General features: G+C 69.0%; 13 protein-coding genes. 10 read left to right on the top strand and 3 right to left on the bottom strand.

The genetic code is table 11. From position 1 onward, the window contains the following. The first annotated feature begins 4 nt into the window (after positions 1–4). The 3 genes from ACTWQA_RS06925 to ACTWQA_RS06915 all read left to right on the top strand — a co-directional run bounded on the left by ACTWQA_RS06925 (position 5) and on the right by ACTWQA_RS06915 (position 3,405). A complete protein-coding gene (locus tag ACTWQA_RS06925; protein ID WP_443158424.1) occupies positions 5–1,315 on the top strand; it encodes an ammonium transporter in 1,311 nt (436 codons plus the stop codon). A gap of 35 nt (positions 1,316–1,350) precedes the next feature. Further along, complete coding sequence (locus ACTWQA_RS06920) at positions 1,351–1,995, top strand: helix-turn-helix domain-containing protein (RefSeq protein WP_305915990.1); 645 nt, start codon at positions 1,351–1,353, stop codon at positions 1,993–1,995. A 72-nt stretch (positions 1,996–2,067) separates the two neighbouring features. Then, the gene (locus ACTWQA_RS06915; protein ID WP_443158423.1) at positions 2,068–3,405 is read left to right on the top strand and encodes a lanthionine synthetase LanC family protein; all 1,338 of its coding nucleotides are present in this window, start codon (positions 2,068–2,070) and stop codon (positions 3,403–3,405) included. A 19-nt stretch (positions 3,406–3,424) separates the two neighbouring features. Here ACTWQA_RS06915 and ACTWQA_RS06910 read toward each other — a convergent pair whose 3' ends face one another. Both ACTWQA_RS06910 and ACTWQA_RS06905 read right to left on the bottom strand, forming a co-directional pair. Further along, positions 3,425–5,182, bottom strand: coding sequence for an ABC transporter ATP-binding protein (locus ACTWQA_RS06910; protein WP_443158422.1), 1,758 nt, complete (start codon positions 5,180–5,182; stop codon positions 3,425–3,427). Next, complete coding sequence (locus ACTWQA_RS06905; protein WP_443158421.1) at positions 5,179–6,930, bottom strand: ABC transporter ATP-binding protein; 1,752 nt, start codon at positions 6,928–6,930, stop codon at positions 5,179–5,181. Before ACTWQA_RS06905 ends, ACTWQA_RS06910 begins: the two co-directional genes overlap by 4 nt. Before the next feature lie 168 nt (positions 6,931–7,098). On the opposite strand from ACTWQA_RS06905, the gene ACTWQA_RS06900 reads away from it, so the two are divergent. The 3 genes from ACTWQA_RS06900 (at position 7,099) to infA (ending at position 8,632) form a co-directional block, all read left to right on the top strand. Continuing rightward, positions 7,099–7,494, top strand: coding sequence for a hypothetical protein (locus ACTWQA_RS06900; RefSeq protein WP_443158420.1), 396 nt, complete (start codon positions 7,099–7,101; stop codon positions 7,492–7,494). Positions 7,495–7,575: 81 nt separating this feature from the next. Next, entirely contained in the window at positions 7,576–8,346 is a 771-nt protein-coding gene (locus tag ACTWQA_RS06895; RefSeq protein ID WP_443158419.1) for a GNAT family N-acetyltransferase, read from the top strand. A 61-nt stretch (positions 8,347–8,407) separates the two neighbouring features. Further along, a complete protein-coding gene (gene infA / locus ACTWQA_RS06890) occupies positions 8,408–8,632 on the top strand; it encodes a translation initiation factor IF-1 (RefSeq protein ID WP_443158418.1) in 225 nt (74 codons plus the stop codon). Positions 8,633–8,764: 132 nt separating this feature from the next. Here infA and ACTWQA_RS06885 read toward each other — a convergent pair whose 3' ends face one another. Further along, positions 8,765–10,606 (bottom strand): glycoside hydrolase family 15 protein, encoded by a 1,842-nt coding sequence (locus ACTWQA_RS06885; protein ID WP_443158417.1) that lies wholly within the window; start codon positions 10,604–10,606, stop codon positions 8,765–8,767. 199 nt (positions 10,607–10,805) lie between these two features. Between ACTWQA_RS06885 and ACTWQA_RS06880 the strand changes: the two genes are divergently transcribed. The 4 genes from ACTWQA_RS06880 to ACTWQA_RS06865 are packed head-to-tail and all read left to right on the top strand — an operon-like array spanning position 10,806 to position 14,617. Next, positions 10,806–11,597 carry an IclR family transcriptional regulator gene (locus ACTWQA_RS06880; RefSeq protein ID WP_327583842.1) on the top strand — a complete coding sequence of 264 codons (792 nt, stop codon included), beginning with the start codon at positions 10,806–10,808 and terminating at the stop codon, positions 11,595–11,597. A gap of 7 nt (positions 11,598–11,604) precedes the next feature. Further along, positions 11,605–12,873, top strand: a complete 1,269-nt coding sequence (locus ACTWQA_RS06875; protein WP_327583841.1) for an ABC transporter substrate-binding protein — start codon at positions 11,605–11,607, stop codon at positions 12,871–12,873. Then, positions 12,870–13,766 carry a carbohydrate ABC transporter permease gene (locus ACTWQA_RS06870; RefSeq protein WP_305916002.1) on the top strand — a complete coding sequence of 299 codons (897 nt, stop codon included), beginning with the start codon at positions 12,870–12,872 and terminating at the stop codon, positions 13,764–13,766. Before ACTWQA_RS06875 ends, ACTWQA_RS06870 begins: the two co-directional genes overlap by 4 nt. Beyond that, positions 13,763–14,617: a carbohydrate ABC transporter permease gene (locus ACTWQA_RS06865; protein ID WP_443158416.1), complete on the top strand. Its 855-nt coding sequence runs from the start codon at positions 13,763–13,765 to the stop codon at positions 14,615–14,617. Before ACTWQA_RS06870 ends, ACTWQA_RS06865 begins: the two co-directional genes overlap by 4 nt. The last annotated feature ends 3 nt before the right edge of the window (positions 14,618–14,620 follow it).

Genomic DNA, 14,620 nt, shown 5'->3' with positions numbered 1-14,620 from the left:
GCAGATGGACACTGGAAGCACTGCCTGGATCCTCGCAAGCACCGCCGCCGTCAGCCTGATGGTGCCGGGACTGGCCCTCTTCTACGGCGGCATGGTGGCCGCCAAGAGCGTGCTCAACATGATCATGATGACGTTCGGCGCGGTGGCCCTCGTCGGCGGCATCTGGGTGCTCTACGGCTATTCGGCCGCGTTCGGCAACTCGATCGGCGGGGCCGGGCTGCTGGGCGACCTCGGCGAGCACCTCGGCATGAGCAGCCTGATCAAGGAGGCTCCGGACGCGACCATTCCGCTGGCGCTCTTCGCCGCCTTCCAAGCGTTGTTCGCGGCCATCACCACCGCGCTGATCTGCGGGGCGGTCTCCGACCGGATGAAGTTCGGCGGCTGGATGGTCTTCACCGGCGTATGGGTGACGATCGTCTACCTGCCCGTCGCGCACTGGGTGTTCGCCTTCGACGGCGAAGGCGTGGTCGGCGGCTGGATCGTCAACCAGCTCAAGGCCGTCGACTTCGCCGGCGGCACCGCCGTGCACATCAACGCCGGAGCCGCCGCGCTCGCCCTGGTCCTGGTGCTCGGCAGGCGCGCCGGCTGGCCGGCCAAGCAGTCCCGTCCGCACAACCTGCCCTTCGTCATGCTCGGTGCGGGCATCCTGTGGTTCGGGTGGTTCGGCTTCAACGGCGGCTCGGCGCTCGCGGCCGGCAACGCCGCCTCCGTCGTCGTGCTCAACACCTTCGCCGCCACGTGCACGGCGCTGCTGGCCTGGCTGCTGGTGGAGAAGCTCCGCGACGGCCACGCCACCAGCCTCGGCGCCGCCTCCGGCGCCGTCGCCGGACTCGTCGCCATCACCCCCTCCTGTGGCGCCGTCAGCCCGCTCGGCGCTCTGGCGCTGGGCGCGGTGGCCGGCGCGATCTGCGCCTTGGCGGTCGGCATGAAGTTCCGCTTCGGCTTCGACGACGCCCTGGACGTGGTCGGCATCCACCTGGTGGGCGGCATCGTCGGCACCCTCCTGGTCGGGGTCCTGGGCACGGCCGAAGCACCGAGCGGGCGGGACGGCCTGCTGTACGGCGGCGGCCTGGGCCTCCTCGGCGCCCAGACCGTCGGGGCCTTCGCCGTGCTGATCTACTCCTTCGTCCTCACCTGGATCATCGCCAAGGTCCTCGACAAGGTGATGGGCCTGCGGGCCGCGCAGGAGGCCGAGCAGGAAGGGCTCGACATCCACCTGCACGCGGAGAGCGCGTACGAGTTGGCCGGCACGCACGCAGGCGACGGCTCCTCCGTGCCCGCGGCCCTGGCCGCCCGACCTGTGGACGTCTCCTGACAGGAAACGCCGTCGAATTCGGCAGAATGGGCACCATGGCCACCGCGCACGACAACGACGACCTGCCGGACCGCGAGATCGATCCCGGCCAGGCACGCGAACCCGTGAACCTGGAGGCCGTCATCGCCCGGCAGGTGCGCAAATACCGGATCGCGGCGGGCCTGTCCGTGGGGGACATGGCCGCGCGGGTCGGGATCTCCAAGGCCATGCTCTCCAAGATCGAAAACGCCCAGACCTCCTGCAGCCTCACCACGCTCGGCCGGCTCGCCCTCGGCCTCGACATCCCGGTCACCGCCTTGTTCCGCGGTGTCGACGCCGAGCGTGAGGCCGTCTACGTGCCGGCCGGGCACGGGGCGCGGATCGTCCGCAGGGGCAGCCGGGTCGGGCACCACTACGAGCTGCTGGGAGCCTTGCGCGGCCCGCACAAGCGGATGGAAGCCGTGCTCGTCACCCTCACCGAGTCCAGCGAGGTCTTCCCGCTCTTCCAGCACCCCGGCACCGAGCTCATCTACATGCTCGAGGGCGTCATGGTCTACGGACACGGAGAGGCCCACTACACCATGCGCCCAGGCGACGCACTCCAGCTCGACGGGGAGGGCACGCACGGCCCGCAAGAACTGGTGGAGCTGCCCATCCGCTTCCTGTCGGTCACCGCGTTCGGTGACCACCCGGAGGAGTAGGTCTTGGGTGATACTGGTACCGGCGCCTGACAATTAGCCCATTTCCCTACCGGCTGTGTGGGAGAATGGAGTATGGGCTTGGACACCACCCGCTCGCCCAGCGAGCGCGCCGAGACACCGCTGACCGCCGCCATCCTGGCCGGACGGTGGATCCGCGCCGCCGCCGTGGACGACGCGCACGGGCGCACCTGGCTCGCCAACCCCGACGCCCGCGGACGCTCGGCGCTCACCGTCGCCGAGCCCGCCTCCCTCTACGCCGGCGCGGCCGGGATCGTGCTGTTCTTCCTGGAGCTGGCCGCGGCGACCGGGCACGAGGCCTACCTGGACGACGCCAGGCAAGGGGCGCGGCGCCTCGCGGCCACGTGGCGTGAGCAGAGCGACTTCTCCCTCTACCACGGCCTCACCGGCACCGTCGTGGCGCTCATCGAGGCCGGCTGGGCACTCGGCGATGACGGCCTGGAGCAGCAGGCCAGGGCCGCCGCCGAGCGGATCGTCCGCGCGGCCCGCCCGCTGGACGGCGGCCCCGGCTGGACGGGTGACCCCGCCCAGCGCGGCGACGGCGGGATCGTGCTCGGGCTGCTGCGCGCCGCGACCGCCCTGGGCGTGCCCGGCCTGGAGGAGACGGCGGTGGCGGCGGGGGAGCGCATCGCCGCCCTGGCCGTCCCCGGCCACCGCTTCGGGGACTGCCCCGGCTTGCCCATGGACGCGGTCACCCCGGGCTTTCTCGCCGGCACGGCCGGCACCGCCTTCCTCCTGGCCCGCCTTTACGGCCTCACCGGCGACCCGCGTTTCTTGGAGGCGGCCGGCCGGGGCGCCGGCTTCGTCCGCGAGGTCAGCGTCGTGACCGGCAAGTGCGCGGTCGTCCCGCACCACGTGCCGCACGGCCGCGGCCTGCACTACCTGGGGTTCTGCTCGGGCTCGGCAGGCGTGGCGCGCATGTTCTGGGAGCTCTACCGGGTGACCGGCGAGCCCGGCCACTTGGACTGGGTGGAGCGCCTGGCCGGCGGCATCATGCAGAGCGGCGTCCCGGCGCGGCGCACCGCCGGGTTCTGGAACGTGGCCTGCCAGTGCTGCGGCACCGCGGGGCTGCTGGAGTTGTTCGTCGGGTTGTGGGCGGAGACGGGGAACGACGCCTACCTGACCTTCGCCCAGGGGTTCGCCGAGCATCTCATCGCGGCCGCCACCGACCACGACGACCGGGGACTTCGCTGGTACCAGGCCTACCGGCGGCTGCGTCCCGGCGAGGTGAGCGCGGACACCGGCTACATGGTCGGCGCGGCCGGCATCGGCGCGGCCCTGCTGCACCTCGACGCCGCCCTTCAGCCACGGCAGGCACGCCGGATCATCCTCCTGCCCGACAACCCGTTCCCCGCCATCCCGGTGCCGTCCGCCCGGCTACGCGACGTCTGACCGGACTGCCGGCGGAGAGTCACTCGTAGGCGGCTGCCTGGAGGTTGTACAAGTGGGCGTACCGGCCGGCCAGGTCGATGAGCTCGGCGTGCGTGCCGCACTCGATGATGCGCCCGCCGTCGAGCACGACGATCAGGTCGGCCATCCGGATGGTGGCGAATCGGTGCGAGACCAGCAGGGTGATTCCGCCGGTGGCGTGCTGCCACTCCTGGGCCGCCTCCGCGTACCGCTGATAGACCTCGTACTCGCTGGCCGCGTCCAGCGCGGCCGTCGGCTCGTCCAGCACGGCGAGGAGCGGCATGGATCGCATGAACGCCCGCGACAGGGCGATCTTCTGCCATTGGCCGCCGGAGAGCTCGACGCCGTCGCCGAGGGCCTTGCCGAGCCGGGTCTCCGCGCCCTCCGGTAGCCGGTCGAAGACCTGGGCGGCGCCGCCCTTCTCGGCGGCCTCCGCGATCTCGTCAATCCTGGGCAGGTCGCCCACGCCGACGGCCTCGCCAGCCAGGAACGGGAAACGGCTGAAGTCCTGGAACGCCGAGGTCACGCGTTCCCGCCAGGCCACGGGATCCATCTCGGTGAGGGGTGTCCCGTCCACGGTGATGGTCCCGCCGGTCGGCTGGTGGAACCCGCACAGCAGCTTGACCATTGTCGTCTTCCCACTGCCGTGGTCGCCGACCAGCGCCACCGTGGCCCCGGCCGGGAGATGCAGGTCGATGCCGTGCAGCACGGGCGGCCCGCCGTAGGAGAAATCCACGCCGGAAAGTGTGATGCCGTCGCGGAGCCGGTCGGGCGGGGAGAGCGTGCCGGTGGTGCTCGCCCCGTACAGGTCGCGGAACCACAGGTAGTGGCCGGCCATGGTGAGGCCGCGGCCGGAGAGGGTGAGCGCATGGGTGAGCAGGTCGAGCTGGCCCCTGATCTGGCCGCCGAGCGTGGCCACCAGCAGCAGCGCGCCCGGACTGACCGCGCCGGACAGCGCCAGCCGGACGGTGAGGAACAGCGCCCCGAGGAAGGCCGCCACGAACAGGAGCGAGCCGATCAGGGTGAGGCCGCCGACGGTGAGCGTGGCCCGCCAGAGGATCGCGGTCCGCTCCTCGCGCAGGCGGCGCGCGATCGCGGCGGCGTGGGCGCCGGAGGTGCCGAGCCGGAGCTCCTTGGCCGAGTTCGCCTCGGTGATCACCGTGAAGAGGTGCTGTTCGGCCCTGTTGCCCTCGGCGGTCTTCGCCCTGGCCGCCTCGGTCCTGCGCGAGGTGGTCCGGGTGAGCAGGATCGATGGCACCGCGAACAGCGGCAGCACGAGCAGCACGGGATGGACCCTGGCCAGCAGGACCGTGGTGATGACCAGCCAGAGCCCGCTCTGCACCACGCTCAGGCCGGCCAGCCCGGTGGTGACGGTTCGTGGGCCGAGCCCGCGGATCTGCTCGATCCGGCGCAGCGACTCGGTGTCCTCCAGGTGCGCGGTGGTGGGCAGGGTCGCGCACCATCGGGTGATCCGCCGGCCCAGTACGGTGCCGACCTCGCTGCCCACCAGGCCGGCCTGCACCTGCATGACGCGAGTGCCGGCCAGGGCGAAGGCCCCCGCCGTCGCCGCGCAGATCGCCCCGCCGATGAGCAGCGGCCGGGACCCGGCGAGCACGCCGTCCACGATCCCTTGCAAGCCGAGGGCGGTCAGCGCGGGGGTGACCGCGCCCAGCGGGGTCAGGACGAGCAGCAGCCAGGTGCGTCCCGGCGCATGACGCAGGCATTCGCCCAGCAGGGTGCGGATCTCGGCGAACCTCATGCGCTCTCCTTGAACTGCCGGGCCTGGAGGTGGAACATGCGCGCGTACTCCCCGCCGGCGGCGAGCAGCTCTTCGTGGGTCCCGTCCTCGGTGATGCGCCCGCCGGACAGGACGACGATCCGGTCCGCCTTCCGCACGGTGGAGAACCGGTGTGAGATCAGCACGACGGTCGCCTGGCCGCGCACCTGGCGGATGCGATCGAAGGCCTCCAGCTCGGCTTCGATGTCCAGGTTGGCGGTCGGCTCGTCCAGCACGAGCAGCCGCGCCCCGCAGGCGGCCGCCAGCGCCGCCCGGGCCAGCGCTATTTTCTGCCATTGGCCGCCGGACAGGTCGCCACCGTCGGCGTATTTGGGCGAGAGCACCGTCTCCCAGCCCTTGGCCAGCTTCTCGATCATTTCGGTCGCGTCCACTGCGCGGGCCGCCGCCTGGACCTGCTCCGGTGTGGCATCCGGGGCGGCGATTCTGATGTTCTCGTACGCGCTCAGCTCGTATCGGTTGAAGTCCTGATAGACCGCGTACGCCGCGGGCTCGGTGACCATGGTGCCGGAGCTCGCGCTCTGCGGGCGGTACTGGCCGGTGAGGAGCTTGGCGAGGGTCGTCTTCCCCGCCCCGTTCACGCCCACGACCGCGATCACCTCGCCGGGGCGGAGGGTCAGCGTCACGCCCTCCAGTACGCGGACCTCCCCGTACCCGAAGTCCACGTCCCGAAGAATGATCTCTCCGGCGCCGTCCGGTCTGGGCGGCGGCTCCAGGTCGGGGGCCAGCGCGCGGATCCGGGTGACCGCGTCCACGGCGGGCGCCGCGACCTCGTCCATGTCGTCGCCCTGGCTCGACATGGAGATGACGAACATCGCCGACACGGCGCCGATCGTCGCGGCGATCCGGCCGACCGACACCTCCCCGGAGGTGGCCACCGCCACGTACACCACCGACGCGGTCGCCGCCCACCCGAGGAAGACCGACATCTCGCGCCGGAGCAGGGCCACCCGCGCATCGATGACCCGCTGCGCGGCGTCGGCGATGTTCTCCTGCGCGCGTTTCTCCAGCCAGTCCGTCAGCCCGAAGATCCGGACCTCTTTGGCGTCCCGGTTGTCGGTCATCATCGCCTCCCACGCGCGTCCGCGCAGCGCGGCCGGCATGGTGCCCGACACCACTCGGAAGAACTCCCGCCACATGACGGACCGGTAACGGCCCAGAAGCAGTGCCACCGCGGCCGTCGCCGGGCCCCACCACCACACGACCTGGGAGAGCACCAGCATCGCCGTCACCAGCCCGGCCATGGTCAGCCCGGCCCGGAAGCGGCCCACCGCCGCCGCACCGATGCCCTCGTCGGTCCAGGTCAGCAGCGGCGAACGCATGGTCGTCAGCTCATTCTGGACGGCGACGTCCTCGACGCGATCCAGGGTCGGCAGCGCCAGCACTCTGGAGGTCAGCTCCTCGCGGACCGCGGCGTCGATCCGCCGCCCCACCCGGTCGGCCAGCGGCAGGCTCATCGAGCGGAGCACGTTGCCGGTGACCAGCAGCGCGCCGAGCAGCGCCAGCATCGTCCCCATGCCGCTCCCGGCGGCATCCTGCCGACGTGCGCCCTCCGCCAGGCGGCCCACCAACTCACCGGTCACCAAGGCCACCGCGGTGGGCTCCACCAAGAGGAACAGTTCGAGGAGGGAAACGGCCGCCAGCCACGGCCAGCCGGCCAGCACGAGGAAACTCAGGAGCCGGCGCTTGGGGGAGGAAGGCACAAGCCGCACCTTATCGACGATCTACGTACTCCTGCCCGGACCTGCGAGATCGGGAATTGGGCATTACCAGATTCGATCTTGAGTTCGAGATGAGCTGAATGCAAAGATCATCTCGCCTTTTTCTTCACGTTGCCGGCGCCAAACGCCTGTGGCTTGCTGCCCGTAAAGCGGCACCGGGTGTTCATCGTCGCGCTGATGCTCGCACTGGCCTTGCGAGGGCTGGCGATGCTCGGCTACCGGCCGGCGCTGTGGTTCTGGGCCGACTCCTTCGCCTACCTGACTGCCGCCGGGTATGACCTGCGGTGGCTGCTGCGCTGGGAACGTGCCACGGACCCGGATACGTCGCCGCCCTGGTCGTCGCGGCGCGGCGACGCGTGGACGTACTCCTGCCCGGCCTGGCCCTCGGCCTGGCAGCGGCCCGCCGAGACGGTCGGCAGGAAAACGGTTGGGCAGGATGATGTTCGGGCTGATAGCGTGCGGGGGACCGTGACAGGCCGCAAGGAGGTGAGACCCATGAACGCTGTATCGATGTGGGTGCTCCCCCTCGTCATCACGGTTGGGCGATTGACATAGGTGTCGCCGGGAGCGCCTCGACAAGGCCATCCCGAAAGGCAACAACCTATGAATCATCATTCTGCACATGTCGCTCCGGGCATGGGCGAGCATGCCGTAGTGATCAAGCGGGTCGCGGAGAGGCAATGGCACGCTGTGGAGGACGACCGCGTGGTCGGCCGCGGCGACGCTTCGCGCAGGCCCGACGGGCGGATCTTCCTCAGCATCGACGCGTGGCACGACGCGGTCTTCGACCAACTGGCCGAAGCCCTGCTGGCGGACCTGCCCAGGCCGCTGTACACGGTGGTCGACGAGGCCGACCTCGACGTGACGTGTAACTGGGAGCGAGCCGGCTTCGCGACCCGACGCCGCGAGTGGGAGTACGTCGTGCCCACCGACCCGCGGGTCACGGGACTCGGCTCAGTGCTCCCGCCGTCGGGCGTGACGATAGTGGCCGTCGGCGAGGCGGAGGAGGGCCCTCTACGCCGACTGGACCGCGCGATTCGCGACGAAGTCGAGGCCACCGTCGGGTGGCAGGAGATGCCGGCCGAGGTGTTGCCCCGCCTGGACGGGGCTACCCTGCGAGACCCGTCGAAGTACGCGGTGGCGGCACAGTCCGATGAATACGTGGGACTGCTCCGGGTGGCGCCGGTGCCCCGGCAGCCACGCATCGGGCTGATCGCAGTCCGGTCCGGCCACCACCGCCGCGGCATCGCTCGGGCACTGCTCGCCCACGTGCTGGGTTCGCTGCACCACAGCGGGATCGAAACGGCATCGGCCGAGGCGAACGAATCCAACGGCGCGGCCATGGCACTGTTCGAGGGCGTCGGCGCCCGGCGTGCGAGCAGCAACCTGGAGTTGGTGCTCCGCTGACACCCCACCACATTCGTTTCCGCACCGGCCTCACAGTCACCGACCGGAGAAGCACGAGAATATGGCAAGAAAAGCAGACGGCATCGAAGTCGAAGGCACCGTCACCGAGTGCCTGCGCAACGCCACCTTCAGGGTGGAGCTCGAGAACGGGCACAAGGTGTTAGCGCACATCAGCGGGAAGATACGGAAGAACTACATCAAGATCTTGCCGTATGACCGGGTGCTCGTGGAGCTCAGCCCGTACGACCTCACCCGCGGCCGGATCCTCTACCGGTACAGGACGTAGCGCCGGGCGGGACCCGCCCGGAAGAAGAGGAAAGAAGTTCTCCGCTGACGCGACAGCGGTATCGACCCTCCGGCTTCGAGCCGGTCACCGATACCGCTGTCACCGGGCACAGAAGTGGCCGCGCGCAAGCGCCTAGCCGAGGGCGTGGTCGAGGTTGAAGGCGGCGCTGATGAGCGCCAGGTGGGTGAACGCCTGCGGGAAGTTGCCGAGCTGCTCTCCGGTGTGACCGATCTGCTCGGCGTACAGGCCGAGGTGGTTGGCGTAGGTCAGCATCTTCTCGAAGGCGAGGCGGGCCTCGTCCAGGCGGCCGGCGCGGGCCAGGGCCTCGACGTACCAGAACGAGCAGATGGAGAAGGTGCCTTCCGGGCCCACCAGCCCGTCGGGACTGGCCTCGGGATCGTAGCGGTAGACCAGCGAGTCGGAGACCAGGTCGCGGCCGAGCGCCTCCAGCGTGGACAACCATTTGGGGTCGGTGGGCGAGACGAACTTGGCCAGCGGCATCATCAGGATCGACGCGTCGAGGACATCGTCGTCGAAGTGCTGGACGAACGACTGGAGACTGTCCGACCAGCCGTGTCGCATGATGTCGCGGTAAATCGTGTCACGGGTCTCCCGCCAGCGCGGTATGTCGGCGGGCAGGCCGCGCTGCGCCGCCATGCGCATGGCGCGTTCGATGGCCACCCAGCACATCAGGCGCGAATAGACGAAGTTCTTGCGTCCGCCGCGGGTCTCCCAGATGCCCTCGTCGGGCTGGTCCCAGTTGTCGCAGACCCAGTTCACCAGCGTGCACACCTCCTCCCAGCGGTCGCTGGAGATCGGGGTGCCCCATTTGTTGTACAGGTAGATGGAGTCGATGAGCGCTCCGTAGATGTCCAGCTGGAGCTGGTGAACCGCGTCGTTGCCCACGCGGGCGGGGCATGATCCCCGGTAGCCCTCGAGGTGGGTCAGCTCCTGTTCGGGAAGGTCGCTGCGGCCGTCGATGCCGTACATGATCTGCAAGGGGCCGGTGCCGAGGTCGCGGTCGCTCCCGACGTGCTTGGACAGGAACCCCATGAACGCCTCCGCCTCCCCGGTGAAGCCGAGTCTGAGCAGGGCGTAGACGCAGAACGCGGCGTCGCGCACCCACACGTAGCGGTAGTCCCAGTTGCGTGCGCCGCCGATCCGCTCGGGCAGGCTGGTGGTGGGGGCGGCGACGATCCCGCCGGTCGGGGCGTAGGTGAGCAGCTTCAGCGTCAGGGCGGAGCGGTGGACGACCTCCCGCCACCGGCCCCGGTAGCGGGAGGCCGACAGCCACTTCCGCCAGAACCGCACCGTGGAGGAGAACTCCGCTTCGGCCTCCTCGATCGGGCAGCCCCGAGGCGCTATCCCCGCGCCGACGCGGTCGAGGGCGAACACCGCGTGCTCGCCCTCGGCCAGCTTGAACCGGCTCCAGACGTCCTGACCGTCGGCCTCCACAGGCACGCTGGCGGACAGGGCGAGGGACAACGACTCCGACTCAAAAGTGGTCCGCGACCCGTCCAGGTGGAGCGTGTGAGGGTGCCTGGCGTAGTCGAACCGGGGCGCCACCCGGGCGCGGAACGGCATCGTGCCGCGTACGCAGAAGATCCGGCGGATCAGCCGGTGCCGGTCGGCCTCGAGGCGGTCGCCGGCGATCGGCATGAAGTCCTGGATCTCGCCGACCCCGTCCTCGGCGAAGAAACGGGTGATCAGGACGTTGGTGTCGGGGAAGTAGAACTGTTTGGTGGTCGCCGGCACGTCGGCCGCCAGCTCGAACGAGCCGCCCTTGCCGGCGTCCAGGATCGAGCCGAACACGCTGGGCGAGTCGAATCTCGGACAGCAGTACCAGTCGATCGTGCCGTTGGTGCCCACGAGCGCGACGGTCCGCAGGTCGCCGATCAGCCCGTGCTCCCCGATCGGAAGGTAGCGGGGGTTGTCCCAGGCCCTGGCCGTCGCGTCGGCGTTGTCTGCCTGCATGGTTTCAACATAGGCAGCGCACTGGCTCACGCGGCGCTGCCGTTTGTCAAAGGGGCACAGATCTTCCCGGCGATCGGCAGCCGCCATGGGGTAAGGCCAACCACCACATTACCGACTATTGACTCTTGGCTGCGATATCAGTAGCTTCCCTCCCAGTTATCGGTTTCACATCCCATTCATCGGGCCGTTAGAGGGAACTATGGCGGAGCTTGACCGTCTGGCCGGGACTCTGGAGCGCGGTTTCGCGATTCTGGAGTTGCTCGCCGCGGAGCGGTCGATCACAGCGGTGCAGATCGCGGACCGGCTGGGTCTGTCGCGAAGCGCCACGTACCGGATCCTGGGCACGCTCCGCCAGCGGGGTTACGTCGACTGGGACGGCACCGAACAGGTGAGTCTCGGTCCGCGTGCCGTCACCCTCGGCATGGCGGCGCTGAGCAACTTCGACCCCTACCTCGCCGCCCAGGCGCATCTGCGAGATCTGTCCCGGGAGTTGTCCGAGGCGGCTCTGATGGCGGTGCGCGACGGCGAGCAGATGGTGTACGTCGCCCACGAGGACGTCACCGACCACTCCATCGCGGTCCGCCGGTTGCTCGGTGTGCGCCGCCAGATGCACAGCACGTCACTCGGCAAGGCGTACCTCGCGGCTCTGCCGATCGACGAGGTCGACGCCCTCATCGACCGGCTCGACCTGACCCCGTACACCCCGACCACGATCACGGACCGTGCGAGGCTGCGCGCCGAGCTCGACGAGACCCGCGCTCGCGGCTACTCGATCGACAACAGCGAGAACGAACCGGACGTGCTCTGCTTCGGCGCCGCGATCCGCGACGAACGCGGCATGCCCATCTGCGCGATCAGCGTGGCGGGCCCGCGTGAGCGGATGCTCGGAAAACAGGACGTGGTCCCGCGCAGAGTGTCCGAAGTGGCACTCGCGATCTCCCGCCGGCTCGGATTCGTCGGGCCTGTCAATTTTGTGAATCTGGGAAGGTAGCCCAAAAATGCGACGGATCCTGGCCTCCTGCATCGCAATGGTGACGCTCGCCGCATGTGCGCCGGGCACGACAAGCGGAGGCGGGAGCGAACAGGTCGATGACAAGACGCTGACGTACCTCTACTTCACCGACGGGCCTGATGAGCAGGCCACCCGCAGTCTGATCGCCGACTACGAGAAGAAGAGCGGCGTGAAGGTCGATCTCCAGATCGTCCCCTTCGACAACCTGGAGCAGCGGCTCCAGGCGCGGCTGTCCGGCGGGAACGCGCCGGACGTCGCGCGGCTGACGAACATCTCGCCCTTCCGCAGCGATCTGCTGGACCTGAACCAGTTCCAGAAGGCAGCGCTGGACGGCCAGTTCATCGACGGCGCGAACGCCTACGTCAAGGGAGCCAACGGGGAGTTGCTCGCGGTGCCGAGCGACCTGACGATGAACGGCCCCATGGTCAACGTGGACCAGTTCAAGAAGGCGGGGGTGTCGCTGCCGGACGTCACCAAACCCTGGAAGTGGGAGGAGATGGTGGCGGCCGCCCAGAAGGTGCAGAAGGCCAACAAGACCCAGTACGCGATCGCGATGGACGTCTCAGGGCACCGCTTCTCCACCATGCTGAGCCAGTTCGGCACCGCGTTCTTCAGCGCGGACGGAACCTCGGTGGGGCTGGACACGCAGAAGACGACGGCGGCGGTGAAGCTCTTCGCCGACCTGAACGCCTCCGGCGTGATGCCCGCGGACCTGTGGCTGCAGGCCGGCTCCAAGTACAAGGCCGCCAACGAGATCTTCCTGGCCCAGCAGACCCCGGTCTACATCAGCGGGAACTGGCAGGTCAGCGCCTTCGCCAAGGACGCGACGTTCACCTGGGCCGCCGCGCCGAACCCCTGCCAGGAGACGTGCGGCGGCTTCCCCGGCGGCAAGTTCATGGTGTCGTTCAAGCAGAGCAAGCGGCAGCAGGCCGCGGCCGACTTCATCGCCTTCATGAACTCCAAGGAGTCGCAAGAACGCCTGGCCAAGGAGGCGAACTTCCTGCCGACCAGGAAGGACCTCATCTCCTCCGGCGTCGACTACCCGCAGCGTGACGCCGACATGAAGGTGTTCCTCGCCGACGTGAGCCGGACCCCGCCGCAGGCCTTCGCCTCCTCCTACAGCCCGGCGTTCGCCGCCACGGCGAAGGCCACCGTCGACGCCCTGGGCAAGGTGCTGGCCAAGAGCCAGACGCCGGAGCAGGCCGTCGAAACGATCAAGGCCGCGGCGGAGAAGGCGATCAAGGACACCAAGTGAGCCCTTCTCACGCACGCCGCGCCAAACCGTGGAACCAGCGGCTCGCGCCGTACCTGTTCGTCCTGCCCAACATGCTGATCTTCGGGTTGTTCGTCGTGTACCCGGCGATCAACAACTTCAACATCAGCCTGTACGACAGCCGCAACGGCCGCGACTTCACCTTCGTGGGCGGCGCGAACTACCAGGAGCTGCTCAGCTCGGAGGCCTTCTGGAGCGCCGCCCGCGCGACCGCGGTGTTCGCCACGTGCTTCGTGGTGCTCACGACGGTCCTGTCGGTGGCGCTGGCCTTGATGCTCAACCGGCGCATCAAGGGCCGGGCGTTCTTCCGCACGGTGTTCTTCCTGCCGGTCGTGTTGTCGCCGGTCGTGGTGGGCCTGATCTGGGGGTGGATCTTCGACCGCGGCAACGGGTTGCTCAACACCGTGCTGGGACGGATCGGGCTGGGGCAACCGGGGTGGCTGGTCGACGGCGGCCTGGCGATGATCGTTGTGATCTTCGTGGGGTTGTGGATGCACATCGGCTTCTACATCCTCATCATCCTGGCCGGGCTGCAGGGCATCGATCCGACCTACTACGAGGCAGCGAGGATGGACGGCGCCACGAACTGGCAGCAGCTGCGGAAGATCACGCTGCCGCTGCTGCGGCCGACCACGATGGTGGTGATCATTCTCAGCCTCATCGCCGGTTTCCAGGCGTTCGACTACATCTGGACACTCACCGGCGGCGGGCCCATCGGCGCGACCACGCTGATGGTCCAGTACATCTACGAGAACGCCTTCGAGTCCCCGATCCGGTACGGCCTGGCCGCGGCCGCGTCCGTGGTGCTGTTCATCACGGTGTTCGCGCTGACTCTGCTCAACTTCCTGTACGGCAGGCGTAAGGAGGCGACGTGAGCCGGCGTCGGTGGACCTCGATCGGCGCGAGCGCCGTCCCGTCCGTGGGACAGGTCGTCACGTATGCGATCCTCATCGGATTGAGCATTGTCGTGCTCGCCCCGGTGGTGTGGGCGGTGCTCTCGTCGTTCAAGACGCAGAGCGAGCTGGCGCAGCGCCCGCCCGCGCCGCTGCCGTCATCACTGGCGACGGCCAACTACACCGAGGCGCTCGGCTCGTTCGACTTCGGTCTCTATCTGCAGAACAGCGTGATCGTGACGGTCGGCGCGACGCTGCTGACCGTGGTCGTCAACACGATGTGCGCCTACGGGCTGGCGAAATACAACTTCCGCGGCCGTGACGTGTTGTTCCTGATCGTGCTCGGCACCATCATGATCCCGCTCCAGCTCATCTTCATCCCCGTCTACCAGATGGCCGCCCAGCTGGGATTGGTGAACTCGCTGTGGGGGTTGATCATCCCGCCCGCGGCCACCCCGACAGGCGTGTTCCTGCTGCGTCAGTACATGCTGGGCATCCCCGACGACCTCATCGAGGCGGCCCGCATCGACGGCGCGGGCGAGTTCCGGATCTTCGCCAGGATCGTGGTGCCTCTGTGCGGCGCGGCGCTCGCGGTGGTCACGATCTTCTCGGTGATGTGGCGGTGGAACGACTTCCTGTGGCCGCTGATCATCAGCCAGGACCAGGCGAAGTACACCCTGCCGGTGGCCCTGGCCCAGTTCAACAGCCAGCTGTCGGTGCCGTTCAACTACATCCTGGCGATGTCGGTGGTCAGTATGCTCCCGGTCGTCGTGATCTTCCTGATCCTGCAGCGCCACATCGTTCGCGGCATCGCCAACACCGGATTCAAGTAGAGG

This window comes from Nonomuraea sp. 10N515B (assembly GCF_052245915.1).
Taxonomy (GTDB): Bacteria; Actinomycetota; Actinomycetes; order Streptosporangiales; family Streptosporangiaceae; genus Nonomuraea.
This window is presented reverse-complemented; position numbering and strand designations above follow the sequence as displayed.

What these genes read in the sequence shown, in the direction of transcription:
- ACTWQA_RS06925 (WP_443158424.1), top strand. Translation starts at nt 5, where the DNA reads ATGGACACTGGAAGCACTGCCTGGATCCTCGCAAGCACCGCCGCCGTC.
- ACTWQA_RS06920 (WP_305915990.1), top strand. Translation starts at nt 1,351, where the DNA reads ATGGCCACCGCGCACGACAACGACGACCTGCCGGACCGCGAGATCGAT.
- ACTWQA_RS06915 (WP_443158423.1), top strand. Translation starts at nt 2,068, where the DNA reads ATGGGCTTGGACACCACCCGCTCGCCCAGCGAGCGCGCCGAGACACCG.
- ACTWQA_RS06910 (WP_443158422.1), bottom strand. Translation starts at nt 5,182, where the DNA reads ATGAGGTTCGCCGAGATCCGCACCCTGCTGGGCGAATGCCTGCGTCAT.
- ACTWQA_RS06895 (WP_443158419.1), top strand. Translation starts at nt 7,576, where the DNA reads ATGGGCGAGCATGCCGTAGTGATCAAGCGGGTCGCGGAGAGGCAATGG.
- infA (WP_443158418.1), top strand. Translation starts at nt 8,408, where the DNA reads ATGGCAAGAAAAGCAGACGGCATCGAAGTCGAAGGCACCGTCACCGAG.
- ACTWQA_RS06885 (WP_443158417.1), bottom strand. Translation starts at nt 10,606, where the DNA reads ATGCAGGCAGACAACGCCGACGCGACGGCCAGGGCCTGGGACAACCCC.
- ACTWQA_RS06880 (WP_327583842.1), top strand. Translation starts at nt 10,806, where the DNA reads ATGGCGGAGCTTGACCGTCTGGCCGGGACTCTGGAGCGCGGTTTCGCG.
- ACTWQA_RS06875 (WP_327583841.1), top strand. Translation starts at nt 11,605, where the DNA reads ATGCGACGGATCCTGGCCTCCTGCATCGCAATGGTGACGCTCGCCGCA.